Source organism: Aliivibrio sp. A6 (genome assembly GCF_028765505.1).
In the GTDB taxonomy this organism is placed as follows: domain Bacteria; phylum Pseudomonadota; class Gammaproteobacteria; order Enterobacterales; family Vibrionaceae; genus Aliivibrio; species Aliivibrio finisterrensis_A.
The window spans coordinates 36,862-56,635 of sequence record NZ_JARACR010000003.1 but is presented as its reverse complement, the minus strand read 5'-3'; the positions used below and the strand labels follow the sequence as shown (position 1 = coordinate 56,635).

The window sequence follows — 19,774 nt, the reverse complement described above, 5'->3', positions numbered from 1 at the left end:
TTGGATAACTATCCAATTTCTTGTATTAATTTTTTGTTTGTTTCAAAGTAAAATTCAATAAGTGATTGTATTTTAAGTGTTTAATTGTTGGCATCTTAATTGCTATATTGAATTTAACTCGTGAGGTTCACGATTCTAAATCGAATTCAATTATTAAGGAATAAAGTGATGCCAACTCCAGCTTATATGTCAATTAAAGGCCAAACTCAAGGCGATATCACTAAAGATGCTTACTCAGCAGATTCAGTAGGTAACGTATGGCAAGAAGCGCACGTTGATGAATTTCTTGTTCAAGAGCTTGATCATGTATTAACGGTTCCTCGTGACCCTCAAAGTGGCCAGCCAACAGGTCAACGTGTTCACCGTCCGGTAACCGTAACAAAACAGCAAGACCGTTGTTCACCGCTGCTATTTAACTCATTAGTATCGGGTGAAAAATTACCTGAATGTAGCATTAATTTCTACCGTACTTCGACTTCTGGTAAGCAAGAGCATTACTACACAATTAAGCTTATTGATGCGCTATTAGTTGATATGAAAACTCGTATGGCTCATTGCCAAGACGAAGCAACATCTGATCGTGTGACTGAAGAAGTGCTTAAGTTTACTTACCGTGCAATCGAAGTGACTCACGAAACATGTGGTACAGCCGGTAATGATGACTGGCGTACTCCGCGCGAAGCGTAATGATTATTGTCTATAGACATTAAAAGTTAGGGCCACATGTTGGCCCTATTTGTCGTTTTGTCTCTATTGTATTGCTTATATGTTTACTGGAAAGATTTATAAGCAATGCAATCGAGCTTCTATCAGGTGAATACAATGAGTAGTGAGTTAGAGTTTAAATTTGAAGTCCTCGGCACACAGCATGAATTTCGTGTTGAGAGTTTTAATGTCGTTGAAGCCACTTCCCAGCCTTTTAAAGTGACTTTATCGCTATTGTCACTTGATCCTGATATTGAGTTTGATGTTTTAAGTCGAAAGTCTGCTCTATTAACCGTTCTAGGGCAGGGAATTGATGCCGGACGATTATTCCATGGTGTTGTGAATGAAGTTCGTTATTTGGGCGCTGGTCGTCGTTTTTCACGTTATAAAGTTACGCTCGTTCCTCAATTATGGTTTTTGACTCAACGCCAAGATTGCCGTATTTTTCAAGATAAATCGATTATCGATATTTTAACTGAAGTACTCGATGGTGCCTCGGTGACGGATTATCGTTTTGAAACATCGAATACTTACCCAAATCAAGAGTACTTGCTTCAGTATCGCGAGACGGATAGTCACTTTGTTCAGCGTTTATTAGCAGAGCATGGCTTATGGTATTACTTTGAACATACCCAAAGTAACCATACCATGGTGATTGTAGACAAAAACGATGCTATTCCTGAGTTAATCAGCTCACCATTAAATGCCTCTTATACCGGTTCTTTAGTGTATCAATCTGATGGTGGTGGTAACGCAGATAGAGAGCATATTTTTGAATTAAGTGCTTATAATCGGGTTCGTACAGGGCATATTACTCAAACTGATTATAACTATGAGCAACCACGCATTCCTCAACAAGTACAACAAGAAGGTTTTCTAGATACAGATTTAGCCTTTTTTGATTATCCGGGACGTTACGAAAATACGCATCAAGGCCAACAAAGACCGAATTACTTATTAGCTGACCATCAGGTTGAAAATCACCAAATTGAAGCCGCAAGTAATATTATGCGTTTAACTGCAGGCTATAGTTTTGATTTGGCAAAGCACCCAAGAAGTGCAATCAATCGTGACTACACTCTGATTTCAGTGACACACAGTGGTTATAACCCCCAAGTGCATGAAGAAGAGGCAAGTGAATCTCCTGCGTCTTACCAAAACCAGTTTATTTGTATCCCTCGTGATGTTGAATTTAAAACACAGAAATTAGTAGCTCCAGTGGTTGATGGTCCTCAAACAGCAGTTGTTGTAGGTCCTTCTGGAGAAGAAATTTACACTGATCCAATGGGCCGCATTAAAGTGCAATTTCATTGGGATCGTTATGGTAATAATGACGAACACTCTGGTTGTTGGATACGTGTGAGCCAATCTATGGCTGCGCCAACGTGGGGTGCGGTTTATTTGCCAAGAATAGGGCATGAAGTGGTGGTTACTTTCCTAGAAGGTGACCCAGATAGACCTCTAGTTACAGGTGCCGTATACAATGGTTTGCACACGCCACCTTATGCGCTACCAGAGAATAAAACTAAAACCGTGTTTCGTACCCAAACCCATAAAGGGGATGGCTATAACGAAATGTCGTTTGAAGATGAAGCCAACCAAGAACAAGTCTACTTTCACGCTCAAAAAGACATGAAAACGGATGTCCTTAATAATCGATTCAGAACCATTGGTAATGATGAAGAGTTAGAAGTTGGGCGTAATCAAGAAAATGAAATCAGAAAAGATCGAAAAGAAACCATCGAAGGTCATAAAACATCAACCACTAACCAAACGTTTACAGAAACAGTTCATCAAGATGTCGATGTAAACTACAACGCTAATATGGAAAAAAACGTAGCAGTTGATCAGACGTTAACTATCCATGATAACCGTAATAGCACCGTAGGTAAAAACGATGATTTAACCATTAAAGGCGAGCAAAGCGCGATAACGATGGGAGCAAGAAGCACAGATATTAGTGCTGATGATACATTAACCGTTGGTAAAGATCTTACGGTAGAAGTGGGAAGTAATGCTTCTATTAAATCAGATGGAAAGCAGACGATCATCAGTGCCGATGAGATAAGTGCAAAAGTGGGAAGTTCAGGGATTATTTTAAAAAACAATGGAACGATAACCTTATATGGCTCAGACGTTACTGTCGATGGTGCAGGCTCAGTAGCTTTAGTTGGCGCAAGTGTTGCCATCGGCCCAGGGGCTGGGTCTTCTCAAAATAGTGCAAGTGTTAATCCCCCTCGTACTTTCTCAATGTCACCACTCGCTTCAATTAAACCGGTAATGACCTCAGCAGCATACAGTGCAATGGTGGAAGATTGCGCATTAATGAAAGAGTTATGCCAATGTGGTAAGGGGGGCGTATGTCAACTGCACAACTAAACAATGAATGGCGAACGATTATTATTGAACAGCCATTATTTGATGCATCAGAAAGCATTTATGCGATTATAGAGCCAGAGTTATGGCCTGAATGGCATACAGAGCTTAGTTCACATGTCGATGAGTTAGAGACCTTTGAGCTATTTAAAGCAACACAGTTCAATGCGATAAAAAATGGCCCTGTAGTGGTTAACGTCGCAACGTCACAAACATTATTTGAGGCGTGTGTAGATAAAATGAGCTCAGCGCATTGTGGAGCGTTGTTTTATACCGAAAACACAACCAGCAGCAGTGAGTTAATGTATTCATTACGCAATGCGTTAATCGTTAAAAAAGGCAATGGAGAAGTGTTTTTACGTTATTACGACCCAAGAGGACTATTGCCATTAGTCGCTTCTATGTCAGATACAGAGCGTCGTGATTACTTTACACCGGTAACTAAAATAACGTGGTTTAATAAAGCGTGGCTTACTGTTTCCATTTCTAATCCCATTGCTCCACCATTTTCAGATTATCAATGGGTCATGACCGAGCATCATTTTGCGTCTATGCAATCCATTTCAACTCAATGGTAAAGGAGTGATTACACCATGAGCCAATCTTATATTGTTCAAAGCGGTGATACGCTACTTAAAATTGCCATTGATAATGATGTTCCTTTTACCACGTTACTGGAGTTGAACCCGAAATATCAACCAAACCCTGATTTAATTCATGTAGGTGACAGTATTCGTCTGCCTGAAGAAGTCGAGGATGAAGAGGTAGAGCAAGATTATCTTATTGAGCCAGTAAAACCTCGCCCAGTATCAGATACCTGCACATTAATGTCGTCGCCAGAATGTGAAGCTAAAGAAGTGCATGACATTTTGTTTGTGACAGGAGTACATAAAACAGATTTTTATTGTGTGGATGAAAAAGCGCTCAAATTTATAAAAGAGGAAGTAAGTGAATTAAATAAACTGATTCAAGGGTATGTTGATCTTGTCAATGCAGTGCCTGATGCAGAAAGTGCAACAAAAGAGCAGATTGCAACACATGCCAGAAAGAGACAAGCGTGGTTAGAGGCAGCAAATTACGCAGGAGCGATTTTCCTATCAGAATCAAGCCTTGATAGACAAAGAAAAAGAAATGAAGCCATACAAATAAAAAAACAAGGAAACGAGAATTGGGAGGCTCTACAAACACAAATAAAAGAGCTTGAGAATACAAAACTGTTTGTGAAAAAGTATGACGAAAACTCTCTTTATATTGATAATTTGTCTGTTGGCACATTAAAAAGAGAAGCGCTTGAGCGTATTGATACTGATTTAGGGCGATTAAGTCAACAACAATTGGCGATGGTACAACAAAGTGCAGAAAAAGCGCAGAGTAGCCCATCACCTATAAAACCAAATAATCAATCGGTTAAGTTAAATAACATAAAAGGAAAAAGCACAGCCAAACGTCATGTTATTGAGGTGTTCTCGGTATTAGATAATAGGTATATGTATATTCGCGCTGATTTTTTTGAGCGAGAGTATGCGCATTGGCGTCAAGTACCAGATAGAACCAATACCAGACAAGCGCTTATTGATAATAATAAAAAAGGGTTAATGCAAGCAGTAGCAAAAGACATTGCTGCAGATATAAAAAGTGATATCAAAAGTGGACCATTAAAAAAACAGATTGCGGAATGGAAAGCTGACGGTGGGTACTGGCTTGAATCTAAAAAGGAATATGACCTTTGGGGAGAAGGTGATAACAGCAAAATTGCCGTAAGCCATGAAGCTCAGCTAGTTCGTTGGGGAGCGAATGCTGCAGCAAGCCTAGATAAAACAGGTATGGCGATTGGTGGCTCTGCGGCAATTGCGCTTGCAGAGGCATCAGCGAAAATAGAAGGATTTCTGCCGTATAAAGGAGGTTATGCCGCTAAGTTAACCTACACTGATGCAAATAAAAATACTGCTACCTATGCTTTTGGTTGCTTTAGACTCAAAGGGGAAATACAAATCAGTGCGTTTGTAGGCGCAATGGTGAGTGGAGATGCGTCAGCAAAAATATTATTACCTGAAGTCGGAGAAGGCAGTGTTGGTGCGCTATATAGCCCAAATGTAGGGTTGGCAACGTCCAATACTGGCGGTGAAGTTGGCCTTAAAGTCGATGGTTTTGCGGGTGGACAAGTTGGAGGCAAAGTTACTGGCAGTGCAGAGTGGAAAGCCCCACCAACAACGAACGTGAAAGAAAAAGAGAAGGTTCAAATCGATTTTCAACAGTTAGCCGAAGTATCAGCCGAAGGAAACATCGCAGGTGGCCTTGGTGCTGGGGTTGATTTTCGATTGAGATTAACTCCTGACGGATTTTATTTCGCATGCTCAGGCCGTTTCGTATTTGGTGCAGGGGGCAGCGGTAGTTTTGCTTCATTAATTAAATTAGATCAGTTGTGGGAGCTAGCTAAAGTTATTTTGCAAGGGCTACAATGGGTAGGGTATCGACTGCTTGAAAACATTGATGAACGAGCGTACGAATATTTAGTTAGAACTAGTTATTTAACCTTTGCTTCTGATGTTGTTAAAGACCCTGCTGAAGCATTAAAGCAAGGTGTTATGTTAGGTCAAGAAGTTATCAACTTTGTATGGAATGAGAGAGATGCAACACTTCAACGTCAAAAAGAAGCGGAAATGCTCTCTCAACGTATCATTAGTGAAGAGGTATTTAGTGGTGTACCTGCCGATCAACTCTTGCCTGAAGTGGTTGGTATGATGCTCAATACGTTAGTGGAAGACTTTTTTTTACGTCGTGAAGAAGCACAAGAGACTGCTATTTGTTATCTATTAAAGAAAACCACTTACAGTTGGCGTAAGTTTGAAGAGATTTTATCTCGTATGAACGACTTTGGTGCAAGAGAGGCGGGTTACGAAAAGTTATTCGCTAATTTAAAACGCATTAATACAGTATTAGATGGCGAGCAGCAAAGAGAGTTTAATGGTTGGGTTTATCGTTTAGCAAAAGCGAAAAAACAATCAGAAATACCGTCGATGCCCTTTACGCCAAAGACCGAAATTGGTTGATGATATGATTGTTAGGTTAGGTAGTGAAAAGAAAGCTTCTACTTAATAAAGATACGCCCCTAAAGATTAGGGGCGATAAATATCCAAAGCTTAATTTAAGGTAATAGCAGGTATTTTTTGCTGAAGAGAGCAGCGAAAACTATAACTTGGGTAATACCTATCTTCTTCAAGTTTATTGGGCACTCGATCTATAGTCATTGCCCCTGTTCCATCACGCATGACTTTTTCTTTGCCTGTTTTTGGCCCTTGTGGGTTGTTTTCTAGTGATTCTTGGTAATAAGTTGGTGAATACCAATCATTGACCCACTCTCTGATATTATTACTCATACCGTATATGCCTAATGGGTTTGCGGGCCATTGTCCTATTTGGTCTTCTGTACTTGTTCCAGCGTTGACCTCATCATCAGTATAATCGATGTAGTAACCAGTATTTGGGTTGAAATATTGCCCATTGCGATATTGCAAGTAACCATTATTGGTTGCGTAATAACGTTTTTCGCCTCGGTTACGGGCGGCATATTCCCACTGCGCTTCGGTTGGTAAGTCAAAAGGTAGTACTGTGAGGTTACCTAACCATTGACAATAATCTTTTGCTTGTTGCCAATTAATTGTTCTTGCGGATTGATTTTTTCTGCGTGTTAATAGGTACTCATAGTCTTCAGATCCTCTTTCTATGACTTCGCCTTTAACAACATGATAGCCATCCATTTTATCAGCTGCGACAGGCAATCCATTAATTTTTCGCATCCATTCCATATCCATAAAGCTGGTTTCATAAGTAGACATAGAATAAGAATCAAGAGTGACTTTGTGAAGGTAATCAGCTCCTTTACGTGTGCTTAGTGGGGAACTCAGACATTGAGCATCAGGTGACCAGTCAATTCGATTTGTGGTTCTACTTGGAATTTCACAAGGAGCTTTAAAATCCCCCATTTCAAAACTACCGCCTTTTACGAACACTAGATTCTCAATAGCACGAACCGCGGTGTTTAATGCGTTTTGTTTTAATTCATTGGATGCATCAGGGTACTGCTTATTGATGTTGGTAATAATGGTATCAATTTGTTGTTTTGATACCGTGTCACTTGATGCACTCATAGAGGAGTTTGCATCGTTGCAGCCGCTTAATAATGGTAGTAAGCAAGCAAATCCTAACCATTTGTTTTTCATGATTCATCCTTATAATTCTATGCCTCTATTTTAAGCTATTTAGCGTTTTCATTGAAGGTGTAACAGGAAGTAAAATGTGATATTTGTTCAGTGTTTTTGGATGTATTGAGATTGAGAGAAAGGTAGTCTAACTATTGATTTTTTTATCTAAATTAAAAAGAAAAAACCCCACAAACGTGAGGCTAGATTCGATATTGTTTAAGAAAGATACACCGTGTTATACCCGTGAGTTTAACGGAATAATCGTCACTTTCTGACCAATATCCACCGATTCAACCTCAGGTTGCACTTCAATTAAGCAGTTGGCTTCACTCATCGAACGTAAGATCCCAGAGCCTTGCTTACCTGTGGTTACTACTTCCATTTGACCATTTTGGTTAATAGAGTAAATGCCACGGCTGTATTCAGTTCGGCCAGTGCGAGAACGAATAAACTCTTTAGCAATTGCCGTAAAAGTCTCAGGTTTCCAGTCATCTTCGCCTTGAAGTTTACGTAATGCAGGCTCAACAAACTGTAAGAACGCCACCATTACCGCAACAGGGTTACCCGGTAAACCAAAGAACGGAGTATCACCAATATGACCAAAAGCAAGAGGGCGCCCCGGACGCATATTGATACGCCAGAAATTAATATTGCCTAGTTTGTCTAAAATCGTTTTGATGTAGTCCGCATCACCAACCGACACACCACCAGAAGATAAAATCATATCTGCTTGTTGTGATGCTTGAGAAAGCGTTGACTCTAAAGCGGCTTCACTGTCTTCAATGATACCGAAATCAATCACTTCACAGCCTAATTTTTGCAGTAATGCGGTTAAAGTAAAACGGTTAGAGTCATAAATCGAATTGGCTTTTTGTGCTTCACCCGGCGCTTGAACTTCATCACCTGTCGAGAAGATAGCCACTTTTGTTTTAACGATAACAGGCACAGAAGCAATACCTAAAGACGCCAGCATGCCCACTTCAGGTGCGGTAATACGTGAGCCTTTAGCCACACAGATCTGATCGATAGCAAGATCTTCACCTGCTAGACGAACGTTTTGGCCTTTACGAATGCCTGATTTACCCGCGTCGAAACGTACTTGGTCAGCTTCTTGAATCGCTTGTTCACGCATGATCACCGTATTACCATTTTCAGGCACAGGCGCACCCGTCATGATTTTTGCGGATTCACCATGTTGAAGAGGGCGATCATAGCTGTGACCTGCCATGATTTCAGCAACGACCGTATAGCTTTCGCGCACTAAATCATCACCACAAATCACATAACCATCCATTGCTGAATTGTTATGTTGAGGAACATTAATCGGCGATAAAATATCTTGAGCAGCTAATGCATTAATCGACTCAACTAAAGACACATCACTTTGTGAATTTAGAGGAGTGATTGCTTCTAAAATCTTAGCTCTTCCTTGGCTAACAGATAAAAACGCAGGAGATAATTCATCACAATTAGCTGATAAATCACTTTGTTGTTTATGTTGATGCTGTTTTACATAGTCAACAATGAACGCAGTGATAGCATCGGTATCATTGATATCCATTTGCGGTAGTTCTGATTCTGCTTTGGAATCAGAGGCAATCGCAATAATGTTGTTATCTTCTGGGAAAATCCAAGGCTTGCCTATTTCATCACGATGCAATTCAATCTTGGTGTATGGCAGCTGTTTAAAGCCTTCAATAAGAATCAAATCAAGTTCAGTTTGGTCTAACTTATTGATGAGTTGTTGACAGGTCGTTTCTTCATCAGGCGTTTCAGTAATCAACGCATTACGAAAACGAGAGCTAATCAACATTTGGCTTGCACCCGCTTTACGTAAGCGGTAGCTGTCTTTACCTTCTTGGTCGATATCAAAATTATGATGAGCGTGTTTAATGACTGCGACTTTTAGTCCCATATCAGTCAATTTTGGTAATAGCTTTTCTAATAATGTCGTTTTACCTGTGCCGCTATAAGCAGCAAAACCCAATAAAGGGATAGACGCAGTCGTTAAGCTCATAATAAAGATCCAAATTGTTCGAGTTCTTGAGGGCTATTCAAATTGATAAAAGCATTAGGGTAGTCAGAGAAATCAGCAAATACGGTATTACACTCTTTGTATAATAGGATGATTTTTCTGTCACCGCGCGCTAAGAAGGCATCAATTTTAGGAATAATGCGTTTGTGCATTAAAGTGACGACAGGTTGCATGTACTCACCATCGTGAGCAACAACAATATCAGTGTCTTCTTTTACCGCATCGCAAAGCAATGAAACTAAATTGCTCGGAAGGTTAGGGGAATCACAAGGAATAAAACCAACCCAATCAGAATTCATATTGATTAAACCAGAATGCATTCCTGCCAATGGACCTGGGTATTCACTAAACTTATCTGAAAAGGTGACCGCGTAACGTGAGTATTCTTCAGTACTGCGGTTAGCATTGATGGCAATCTGGTCAGTTTGAGGTGTTAATGTATCTAAAGCGTGCTCAATTAACGGTTTATCTTGAAATAGAACAAACCCTTTATCTTTACCGCCCATACGACGAGCTTGTCCACCCGCTAAAATTACCCAACTAGTTTGCTTTGGCTGGAGCATATTTATCCTTGCTAACGATCACTTTTAATGGGGTTGATTCTATCAGCTTTGCGTCTGAAATGGTCCATTGACGATGACAAATTTCAGTTAATGCGTTGGTTTGGTGACTGGTGACGACAATGCTAGAGCCACGTTCAAGGAGATCTTTCGCCATAATAACCAATAAATCGATGGATTCTTGATCAACACTGGCACTTGGCTCGTCCATTAGCAGTATAGAAGGTTTTAGCACCCAAGCTCGTGCCATAGCGACACGTTGTTTTTCACCACCAGATAAAACAGAAATATGTTCGTCAGCTAACGTTTCAAGACCAACCATGCGTAGCGCATTGATCACCATATTGCGTTTTTCAAGTTTATTCATGGTGGTGTATTTCATACCATAAATAACATTATCGAAAACGGTACCATCAAATAAAAATGGGTTTTGATGAAGGTACACAATTTGGTTATTACCTGAGCGACCAAATAAGCGTGCAGTCCAATGGGGTTGGTTCAGATTAAGCTTGCCAGTCGTTGGGTTTTGTAATCCAGATAAAATCTTAAGTAGTGTTGTTTTACCTACACCATTAGCGCCACGTAAATAGACAGACTCTTTTGGTCCTAATGATAAATGTGGAATATGGAAAAGCACACGATCATTAAATCGCATCGATAGATTATCGGCAGTAATTCTTATTGTCATTTTTTATGCCTACTAAGTACGTAAATACCCTTTACCACGAGTGATAGAGAGTAAAAAATTCAATACCAAAGCTAAAATTAATAGCACCATACCAAGGGCAACCCCTTGAGCAAACGCACCTTTTTGACTTTCCATAGCGATTGCGGTTGGAATATTTCGTGTTGCATTAAAGATGTTACCGCCGACCATCATCGAGCAGCCGACTTCAGTAATAATTCGAGAAAACCCAGCAATAACGGCGGCTAGGATAGGGAATCGCGTTTCCCAAATTAAACTACCAAAAGCACGTGGTAATGAAGCGCCGAGGGTAAATGCGGTTTCCCATACACGTCGGTCACTGTGTTGAAATGCGCCGTGCATCATGGCAACCATGATAGGGAAACAGATGAACATTTGACCGATGATCATCGCTTCTTGAGTAAAAAGTAATTGCCAATCGCCAAGAGGTCCAGATCGAGAAAGAACCATATACAGCAATAAGCCAATTACCACAGTAGGTACAGATTGTAACGTGTTAATAATAGAGAGCAGTAGCCACCGCCCAGGAAACGAGCCATACGCAAGCGCAAACGCCAACAAGAGTGCTGGCAATAACACAACCGCCATTGCAAATAGTGAGACAGAGAATGAAACACCAACGATGCTCCATAATGCAGCATCACCGCTAAACAGTAATTGAATGGCTTCGTGAGAGGTGGCTAAGATAGTCATGGATTATTTAGCGTCCGCAGTGAACAGTTTTTTACCATTAAGAGTAAAGCTATCGATCATTGCTTGGCCTTTATCACTAATTAACCAATCACTGAATGCTTGAGCGCCTTTCGTATTTAAGTTCTTGTAACGCTCAGGGTTAATCAGAATCACTTGGTAAGGGTTAAATAGACGCTTGTCGCCCTCAACCATGATCTCAAGATCAAGTTTGTTTTGGTAAGCTAGCCAAGTACCACGGTCTGTTAATGTGTAAGCTTGTAGCTCAGAAGTCATGTTCAATGTTGGTCCCATACCTTGGCCAACGGCTTTGTAACCACCAAAGTTTGGTTCAATCTTAGCTTGAGACCATAAAATCAATTCTTTTTTGTTTGTGCCAGAGTCGTCACCGCGAGAAACGAAAGTAACGTCTGATTCCGCCATTTTCTTGAATGCCGCAGTCACGTCTTTCATGCCGTGAATGTGTGCAGGATCGGCTTTAGGACCAACTAGAACAAAATCGTTATACATTAATGCTTTTGGATCAACGCCATAACCTTTTTCAACAAAGTTTGCTTCCGCTTTAGGGGCGTGAGTCATTACTAAATCAACATCACCATTTTCGCCCATTTTTAGCGCTTTACCTGTGCCCGCTGCCAATACTTGAACTTCGTAGCCAGAATCTTTTTTAAATTCAGGCAATAGGTAATCAAGTAAACCAGAGTGGTAAGTACTTGTTGTCGTTGCAAGACGAACGATACTAGCATCATCTGCATATACGTTCGTTGCAGAAAAAGAACCAAGAGCCAGTGTAGCCATTACTGTAAACGTACTGATTTTATTGTTCATGTTATATCCATGTAGTGTTATTAAAATTACTGCAAGTGCAATAAATGAATAGACTCATCGCCATTTAAGCAATCACTATGCCAGAAATAATATTGATAGTATCATCTTTAACTTAATGATATTTAAGCGATTGATGGGTATTCTGGCATAAAAGCCCTACAAAAAATGTGACTAGGACAAAATGTCTCACACGAAAGGATACATTTTGTAGAATACAGGGTAGAATAATTAGGACATTTTGACCCACATATCTTGTTAAAGCGTATAAATTAGGAAACTCTATGGTCTCGAAATTAGATTGGAATGCATTTTCAGTGCTTGTTGTTGATGATGAAGTAGGTATGCAAACCATACTAAAAAAAGCATTAAGCAAACAATTTGGACAGGTTCATACTGTTGGAACCATTGAAGATGCCGAAGCCATTCGCCAATCTCACCATCTTGATTTGATCATTCTTGATATTAATTTACCGGGCCAAACTGGACTAGAATGGCAAGAGAGCATAGCTTCTGACTCTCGAAACTACGACGTCATATTTATGACCGGATACGCAGAGTTAGACACTGCAATTCAGGCATTGCGATTAGGGGCTGCTGATTTTATTTTAAAACCGTTTAATCTCGAAAATATGCTGCAAGCGGTGAAGCGTTGTATGGACCGTCGCTTAGTCGAGAGAACCAACTTTGCATTACAACGAGAAGTGGAAAAAAATAACCCAATTGAAATGATCGGTAATGCGGAAAAAACCATAGAGCTAAAACAGATGGTTGCTCAACTGGCACCATCAAATGCAGCAGTTCTTATTGAAGGTGAATCAGGTACAGGTAAAGAGCTTGTGGCTCGTGGGTTACATCAATTAAGTCACCGTAACGGTCCGTTTGTCCCTCTTAACTGTGGTGCTATTGCGCCCGATCTTCTTGAAAGTGAATTGTTTGGTCATACATCAGGTGCCTTTACTGGAGCTAAAAAAGGACGTGAGGGATTATTTAGAGTCGCTAACGGTGGGACTCTATTTTTAGATGAGATTGGTGAAATGCCAATAGGGATGCAATCGTCTCTTTTACGTGCTTTAGAGCAAAAAGCCATTCGACCAGTGGGTTCTGAAAAAGAAATTCCAGTTGATGTTCGTATTGTTGCTGCAACTAACCGTAATTTACTGGAAGAAGTTGAAAAGGGTAATTTCAGAAAAGATCTCTTTTATCGCTTAAATGTTCTGACGGTATCTTTACCCGCTCTGCGTGAACGTAAAGCGGATTTGGCCTGCTTAACAGAACATTTTTCACACATGATAGCGAAAGAAATGGGATTAAAACCAATTCATTGGGCGCATGAAGATATCGTTGCGATGGCTCAATATGATTGGCCCGGGAATATTCGTGAGCTGAAAAATATGATTGAGCGTTGTATTTTACTCGGTAAACCGCCAGTAGATCATTGGGCTAGTCTTCAAGGTGATGTGCCATTGCAGCAACCATCATCTAGCCAAGAGCAAGTTTTAGATAAAGAACCAACGGAATGTACGTGTATGCCAGAAATGGATGAATACCCTGAGCAATGGACATTAAAAGAAGTTGAAAAGAAGCACATCATCACTGTGGTAGAGCTGCATGATGGAAATAAATCTGCTGCTGCAAGGCAACTTGGTGTTGCTCGTAAAACATTAGAAAGAAAATTTAAAGAGTGGAGTGAAGAAATCGCATGATGCTGTCTTTGTCGTTATGGAAGCGACGTGTTCAAACCATGGTGAGATATCGATTACTGTGGCTAAACTCGGTCCCACTGTTTTTAACACTATTAGCGCTTGTTGTGATTACCGCATTTTGGTCGGTACATTATACCTGGCAAAATGCACTTAATGATGTAGGAAGTAAACTTTCTGTTGCCAATAATAGCATTGTTTTTTTACAGAAAGAGCAAGGAGCAGAGCTTCGCGGTTTTGTTGAGTCTTATCAATTTCAAATTAAACTAAAAGAGAGAGATTCTGACTTTACAAACTGGGTAAGAGATCAAGCAGGGAAATACAATTCAGATTATATAGCGCTTCATCCCATTAGTTATGTTGATCAGTTACCTGCAACTATTGTAAAAGCATTGTCACTGGGGATCTCTCGGACATTTTTCCAAGTCATGGAACAAGATGATTTGAATAATATTTCACCTGTATTGGCCTCTAAAGCTTATGTGGTCAATAAAGAGGACAACAGCATAGAAAAGCGAGGACTAATCAGCCGTACTTTAATTCCTATTTTTAATGAGCATGGTCATTTAGAGTGGATTGTAGATAGCGGTATTCTTTTAAATAACAGCACCTTCTTAGTTGATCGCATTCGAGACTTAATTTATCCAGAGGGCGATCTAGCCGCTGATAATTACGGGACGGTCACGTTATTTCTAGATAATTTACGTATTAGTACTAACGTGCCATTACATAATGATTTTGCGAATAAATCACTTAATCAAGGCCGTGCTATCGGAACGACGGTATCTGCGAAAGTAAAAAACAACGTAATAGAAAACGGAGAGCGCTGGGTTAATAGGGCTTATGTATATAACGACTGGTATATTTCGGCTTATCAACCAATTAGAGACATGAATGATAAGGTGATCGGAATGCTCTATACCGGCTACCTTGAGTGGCCACTGTTAAAACAATATTTACAAAATTTAGTTGAGGCAGGAGTAACAATATTAATTACTCTTTTATTATCGACTATTTTTGTGCACCGAGGTGCTAGGGATCTCTTTCAGCCAATAGAAAAAATCCATTATGTTGTTAAATCAGTACAGATGGGAAAAGACGTTCGTATTGGTGATTTAGGTCTTAATAATCATCATGAACTTGCAAGTTTAGCTCAGCAGTTTGACAACATGCTCGATCAACTTCAGCAACGAAACTTGGAGATTCAACGGGCCTCAAAAGATCTTGAGTCAAAAGTGGAATCAAGAACCGCCAGTTTGCATGAAAAAACCATTGAGTTAGAACAATACATTAAGTTGCTCAAACAAGCTCAAGATAAGTTAATCATGAGTGAGAAGTTGGCCTCTTTAGGGGAGCTTACCGCAGGTATTGCGCACGAGATCAATAACCCAACCGCCGTAATCTTAGGTAACACTGAGTTGATTAAGTATGAGCTTGGGGAGGGCGCGGAGGTTATTTCAGAAGAGCTTGATGCGATAATGGAGCAGATAGATCGAATTCGTAATATCACGCGCAGTTTGTTGCAATATAGCAGACAAGGTGGGATTCAAGATCAAGTTACTTGGCAATACATAAATCCTATTATTGAAGAAAGTGTCACTTTAGTTCGAACCGGGGCGCATAAGCGAGATATCGAGGTGGAGTTTGACTTTGAACAACCACCACGAGTAGAGGTGAATCGCCATCATCTGCTACAAGTATTGGTTAATTTACAGATGAATGGTATTCATGCCATGAACAGTAAAGGGAAGTTGATCATTCGAAGCCGTACATGGTGTGAAGAAGGCGAAGAACGTGGCGCTATTATTGAAGTGGAAGACTTTGGTAATGGAATGAGCGCTGAACAATTAAGTCGGATCTTTGACCCATTTTATACCACCAAACGAGAGGGTACAGGACTTGGTCTTTCAGTATCTCAGAGTTTACTCAGCCAAACGGATGGGGAAATTAAAGTTCGCTCGCAACTTGGAAAAGGCTCGGTATTTACGGTTTATTTGCCAACAAAGTCTAATCAGCAACAATACGATAATTTGGTTGGTTAATCGTAATCCTAAGGTACGGTGGGTAAGTGAGTAAGAACGACCAGAAAAGAAATGTTATCTGACTCACAAATTTATGCACTAAGGTCTCAAATTGGTTTTTTTTTAAGCGGAGTGTTTATAAAAAGTCTTGAAATTTAATTAGTGATATTAGATAGTTAGCACGTCCGGTTATGACCCCGAACAGTTCCAAATTAAGCCACATTTTGAGACGTGTGGCTTTCCTTTTCTTCTCTTTTCAATATTTTTCACCCTCCTAAACAAGTCTGTTTTTTTGTCTGTTTACTCATTCTTGAGATTTATACCTATGTAATAAATAGGTCAGATAATTAATGGAATTGGTATTATTCGTATATATGAATTGAACATGAACAAACCACTCATGCTTTGTTAAGCCATTGCTTTGTATTATTTATTCCAAGTTACTTTTATAGCGAATAAATGGAGAATATAAAGATGAGCCCACTAAGTATTGTAATCATCACCCTAAATGAAGAAAAACGCATTGGTCGTTTATTGGAAGATTTAACAAAACAAACAAATCAAAACTTTGAAGTGATCATTGTTGATTCAAACAGCGAAGATGCCACATGTGAAGTTGCTCAGGCCTTTGAAGCGAGCATTCCTGATCTAACGATTCACAAAATGGATAAACGTGGTGTTAGCTTAGGTCGTAATACTGGCGCATCACTCGCTAAGCATGAACGCTTACTATTTTTAGATGCCGACGTAAGCCTAAAAGCAGATTTTCTTGAGAGAGCAGCAACACAATTAGCTGAGAAAAAATTAGAAGTTGCTGGTGTGTATATGGGCTCTAAAGGGCTTCCTATTGCTCATAGAGTAGGCTACGCCTTATTTAACTTAGGTTTATTTGCTACTCAATTCACTTTTCCAACCGCCGTAGGGGCGTGTATTTTCTCAACAAAGCGTGCGCATAAAGATCTTCAAGGTTTTGATGAAAATATCACCTTATGCGAAGACTGTGATTATGTGAAACGAGCAAGCCAAACATGGCGTTTTCGCTTTTTACCAATGACGTTTGAGTTTGATCCACGTCGATTAGACCAAGATGGTTTATTTACGATGGGGGCTACGTATTTAAAAGCCAATGTTCGTCGTTTTTTCTTCGGTGAAATGCGTAATAACGAGATGGAATATAAATTCGGCCATTACTCTGAACAAAAATAGTCAGCATAGGTAAGCGTGCTTATGTATGATTCTATAGCATTATTTACGGGCGCATTATTGGATGCGCTCATAGGGCCAAATTTATTTGTTCCGGGTGAGCCGTTCTTAATAGCAGCTGGTTTTCAGCTTCATCAAGGGGTTTGGACTGGTGTTATTGCGGTATTGCTCGGTGGTCTTACTGGTGATCAACTCAGTTATTGGATTGGGCGTCGCTTTGGCCGAAAGGCTCAGACACGATTAATGAACTGGCAACCGAAAACTCGCCGTCCCATTGCTCGCTGTCGCTTGTTACTTCAAAGAAAAGGTAATTCGGTCTTACTGTTTGCTCGCTTATTAGGACCAGTGGCTTGGATCGTTCCTTTTATCGCTGGTGTAAATAATATCGAGTGGCGACGATTTTCATTGTTTGCATCTATTGGATTACTACTTGGCGTGGGTCAATTTGTCTTATGGGGGTATTTACTCTCTTATGGGATTGATGCCTTTCCATGGATGAGTGATATGACACTATTTGTCACCGAGCATAAACAATCAATAGTTACCTTGTTACTGATAGTTATTTTTTTCGTGATGGCAAAGAAGTTTCAATGGAAAGATATTCGTCATTGGATCATCACAGAGTTTACTCATCGCAAATAATTAGGGTCGTTTGACCCTAATTTAGATTGTCAGAATACGATGTTTAATAAAGCAGAAAAACGATTATTCTTTTACTAGTGGGAAGGTTAGGGTGGCTTTTAGTCCTCCCATTGCACTCTTTGATAACTCAAGCGAGCCGCGATAACTGTGCGCCATTTCACTCACAATATTTAGCCCAAGACCTGTTCCTGGAGTCGTTTCATCCAAACGGATACCGCGTTTAATGACTTGCTCAAACTCTGATTCAGGAATGCCCTCACCATTATCCTCAATCATGATTTGAATTTGATTTCCTTCAACTTGCTCAGAATGAACACGGATCATTGAATGCGCCCATTTATACCCATTTTCAAGTAGATTCCCTAGCATTTCATCGAGATCGGTCTTATCGAAGGCGATATGATCTTCACTGTCTAGCTCATTTATTAATATCACTTCACGTTCAGCATAGACTTTATCAAATGCCATTGAGATCGCATCTACGCGTTCAGAGGGTGAGGTGGCTACTGAGAGGATATTCATTGAACCTGCCATGCGAGCACGACTAAGGTGATAATCAATATGTGCTTGCAGTTGAGCAATAGGGGCAGACAGACGATTTTTATCTTCAACGCTCAAATATTCTAATTCATTTTTAAGTACCGATAGAGGCGTCTTTAATGAATGAGATAAATTACCTGCATGATGACGAGCACGTTCAAGTAACTCTTGGTAATGAAATAATAGTGCGTTGAGATCAGAAACTAATGGCGCGATTTCTTGAGGATAATGCTGACTTAATGCCTGCTGTTCACCTTTACGCAGCATAACTAATTCAGATTGCATTTTAGCTAGAGGGCGAAGTGACCAACTGACTTGAATACCGATAAGAAATAAAACCCCACTAAATAATAAGCCAAGAATGATCCAGAGCTGGCCTGTAAGTTGATGTAAGGTTTTTTCTAATGGATCTTCATCAAGCCCAACAGTGATGGTTATTGGCTGTTTAATTTCAGGAAGGTAAATATTTTTTTGTATATAAATAAGTTCTTCGTTATTAGCGCCTTTCACTTTTGGGTTAATAGATAAATTATCTTCTTTGAATGTGAGCTTTTTATCCCACAAAGATCGCGAACGAAGATCATCACCTTTGGTTGATGCCGTCCAATAAAGACCACTGTAAGGCTGACTAAAGCGAGGATCAGATAAACGCGATGGCATGATGAGATTACCTTCGCTATTCACTTCGATATTAGCGGTGATCTCATCCATTGAAAGCGATAACTGACTTTTTACATCTTGGACTAGATAATCGTTTACTAATTTAGGGATACCAATTCCCGCAGCAAATATCATGGCAGATAGCCAAAAAGCCGCAGCAAGAAGCAAGCGGCTTTTTAGACTCAATTTTTTGAAGGTATCTTTGAATTGTCTCGGTGATGTATTCACAGTAGACCTTTTATATTTTAAGGGTTTAGTTGATAGCCAAGACCACGAACCGTTTTAATAATTTGTGGTGCTATTTTTTTACGAATTCGACCGATAAATACTTCAACCGTGTTTGAGTCACGATCAAAATCTTGTTTATAAATGTGTTCAACTAAGGTAGTTCTTGAAATAACCTTATCGGGATTATGCATAAAGTAGGCAACAACTTTGTACTCTAATGCCGTTAAGCTTACTGCTTGTTCTTGCCATAACACTTTTGAGCTACGAGTATCTAAACTTAATTCCCCAATTTTTAAAATAGGAGAAGCGTTACCAGAAGCGCGACGTAATTGAGCGCGAATCCGAGCGATTAATTCAACCATTTCAAAAGGTTTGGTTAAATAATCATCGGCCCCTGCATTTAACCCTTCAACACGCTGAGATAGGGTATCGCGAGCACTTAGAATAATGACGGGTGTATTGATGTTTTCATCTCGAATACTTTTCAATACGGTTAGTCCATTTAACTTTGGTAGGCCAAGATCGAGAACAATCGCATCCCACTCTTCTGTTGTTGCACGATATAAGGCATCAATTCCGTCTTGGGATAATTCAGGAACCCAATCAGCACCTTCTAAGGTTTCTACAATTTGTTCACCTAAGCGCGGATCATCTTCTACGACTAAAATTTTCATTATT

General features: G+C 39.9%; 15 protein-coding genes and 1 pseudogene. 8 read left to right on the top strand and 8 right to left on the bottom strand.

All coding sequences use genetic code 11. The features are described 5' to 3' along the window. Positions 1 to 168: 168 nt before the first annotated feature. The 4 genes from PVK70_RS02605 to PVK70_RS02590 all read left to right on the top strand — a co-directional run bounded on the left by PVK70_RS02605 (position 169) and on the right by PVK70_RS02590 (position 6,131). Positions 169 to 687, top strand: coding sequence for an Hcp family type VI secretion system effector (locus PVK70_RS02605; RefSeq protein WP_130047516.1), 519 nt, complete (start codon positions 169 to 171; stop codon positions 685 to 687). 135 nt (positions 688 to 822) lie between these two features. After that, entirely contained in the window at positions 823 to 3,084 is a 2,262-nt protein-coding gene (gene tssI, locus PVK70_RS02600; RefSeq protein WP_130047515.1) for a type VI secretion system Vgr family protein, read from the top strand. Beyond that, positions 3,066 to 3,659, top strand: coding sequence for a DUF4123 domain-containing protein (locus PVK70_RS02595; RefSeq protein ID WP_130047514.1), 594 nt, complete (start codon positions 3,066 to 3,068; stop codon positions 3,657 to 3,659). The genes tssI and PVK70_RS02595 overlap by 19 nt, the downstream gene beginning before the upstream one ends. Before the next feature lie 15 nt (positions 3,660 to 3,674). After that, positions 3,675 to 6,131, top strand: coding sequence for a LysM peptidoglycan-binding domain-containing protein (locus PVK70_RS02590; protein WP_130047513.1), 2,457 nt, complete (start codon positions 3,675 to 3,677; stop codon positions 6,129 to 6,131). 90 nt (positions 6,132 to 6,221) lie between these two features. Here the strand turns inward: PVK70_RS02590 and PVK70_RS02585 are convergent, their stop codons facing one another. The 6 genes from PVK70_RS02585 to PVK70_RS02560 form a co-directional block, all read right to left on the bottom strand. Further along, positions 6,222 to 7,301, bottom strand: coding sequence for a formylglycine-generating enzyme family protein (locus PVK70_RS02585; RefSeq protein ID WP_130047512.1), 1,080 nt, complete (start codon positions 7,299 to 7,301; stop codon positions 6,222 to 6,224). A gap of 217 nt (positions 7,302 to 7,518) precedes the next feature. Further along, the gene (locus PVK70_RS02580; RefSeq protein WP_130047511.1) at positions 7,519 to 9,300 is read right to left on the bottom strand and encodes a bifunctional molybdopterin-guanine dinucleotide biosynthesis adaptor protein MobB/molybdopterin molybdotransferase MoeA; all 1,782 of its coding nucleotides are present in this window, start codon (positions 9,298 to 9,300) and stop codon (positions 7,519 to 7,521) included. After that, positions 9,297 to 9,881: a molybdenum cofactor guanylyltransferase MobA gene (mobA, locus tag PVK70_RS02575; RefSeq protein WP_130047510.1), complete on the bottom strand. Its 585-nt coding sequence runs from the start codon at positions 9,879 to 9,881 to the stop codon at positions 9,297 to 9,299. Before mobA ends, PVK70_RS02580 begins: the two co-directional genes overlap by 4 nt. Beyond that, positions 9,859 to 10,566 (bottom strand): energy-coupling factor ABC transporter ATP-binding protein, encoded by a 708-nt coding sequence (locus PVK70_RS02570; RefSeq protein ID WP_130044570.1) that lies wholly within the window; start codon positions 10,564 to 10,566, stop codon positions 9,859 to 9,861. Before PVK70_RS02570 ends, mobA begins: the two co-directional genes overlap by 23 nt. Positions 10,567 to 10,578: 12 nt before the next feature. Continuing rightward, entirely contained in the window at positions 10,579 to 11,277 is a 699-nt protein-coding gene (locus tag PVK70_RS02565; RefSeq protein WP_130044569.1) for an ABC transporter permease, read from the bottom strand. Positions 11,278 to 11,280: 3 nt separating this feature from the next. Then, the gene (locus PVK70_RS02560; RefSeq protein WP_130047509.1) at positions 11,281 to 12,102 is read right to left on the bottom strand and encodes a substrate-binding domain-containing protein; all 822 of its coding nucleotides are present in this window, start codon (positions 12,100 to 12,102) and stop codon (positions 11,281 to 11,283) included. A 281-nt stretch (positions 12,103 to 12,383) separates the two neighbouring features. Between PVK70_RS02560 and PVK70_RS02555 the strand changes: the two genes are divergently transcribed. The 4 genes and pseudogenes from PVK70_RS02555 to PVK70_RS02540 all read left to right on the top strand — a co-directional run. Further along, positions 12,384 to 13,805 (top strand): sigma-54-dependent transcriptional regulator, encoded by a 1,422-nt coding sequence (locus PVK70_RS02555; RefSeq protein ID WP_130047508.1) that lies wholly within the window; start codon positions 12,384 to 12,386, stop codon positions 13,803 to 13,805. Beyond that, positions 13,802 to 15,844: a sensor histidine kinase gene (locus tag PVK70_RS02550; protein ID WP_130047507.1), complete on the top strand. Its 2,043-nt coding sequence runs from the start codon at positions 13,802 to 13,804 to the stop codon at positions 15,842 to 15,844. Before PVK70_RS02555 ends, PVK70_RS02550 begins: the two co-directional genes overlap by 4 nt. Positions 15,845 to 16,297: 453 nt before the next feature. Beyond that, positions 16,298 to 17,029, top strand: coding sequence for a glycosyltransferase family 2 protein (locus tag PVK70_RS02545; RefSeq protein ID WP_130047506.1), 732 nt, complete (start codon positions 16,298 to 16,300; stop codon positions 17,027 to 17,029). 21 nt (positions 17,030 to 17,050) lie between these two features. Further along, positions 17,051 to 17,623, top strand: a pseudogene (locus PVK70_RS02540) (DedA family protein); the annotation flags it as partial. Positions 17,624 to 17,731: 108 nt separating this feature from the next. Here PVK70_RS02540 and PVK70_RS02535 read toward each other — a convergent pair. After that, positions 17,732 to 19,096, bottom strand: coding sequence for an ATP-binding protein (locus PVK70_RS02535; RefSeq protein WP_130047504.1), 1,365 nt, complete (start codon positions 19,094 to 19,096; stop codon positions 17,732 to 17,734). Between the two features lie 17 nt (positions 19,097 to 19,113). After that, positions 19,114 to 19,770, bottom strand: coding sequence for a response regulator transcription factor (locus PVK70_RS02530; protein ID WP_130047503.1), 657 nt, complete (start codon positions 19,768 to 19,770; stop codon positions 19,114 to 19,116). Between the last annotated feature and the right edge of the window lie 4 nt (positions 19,771 to 19,774).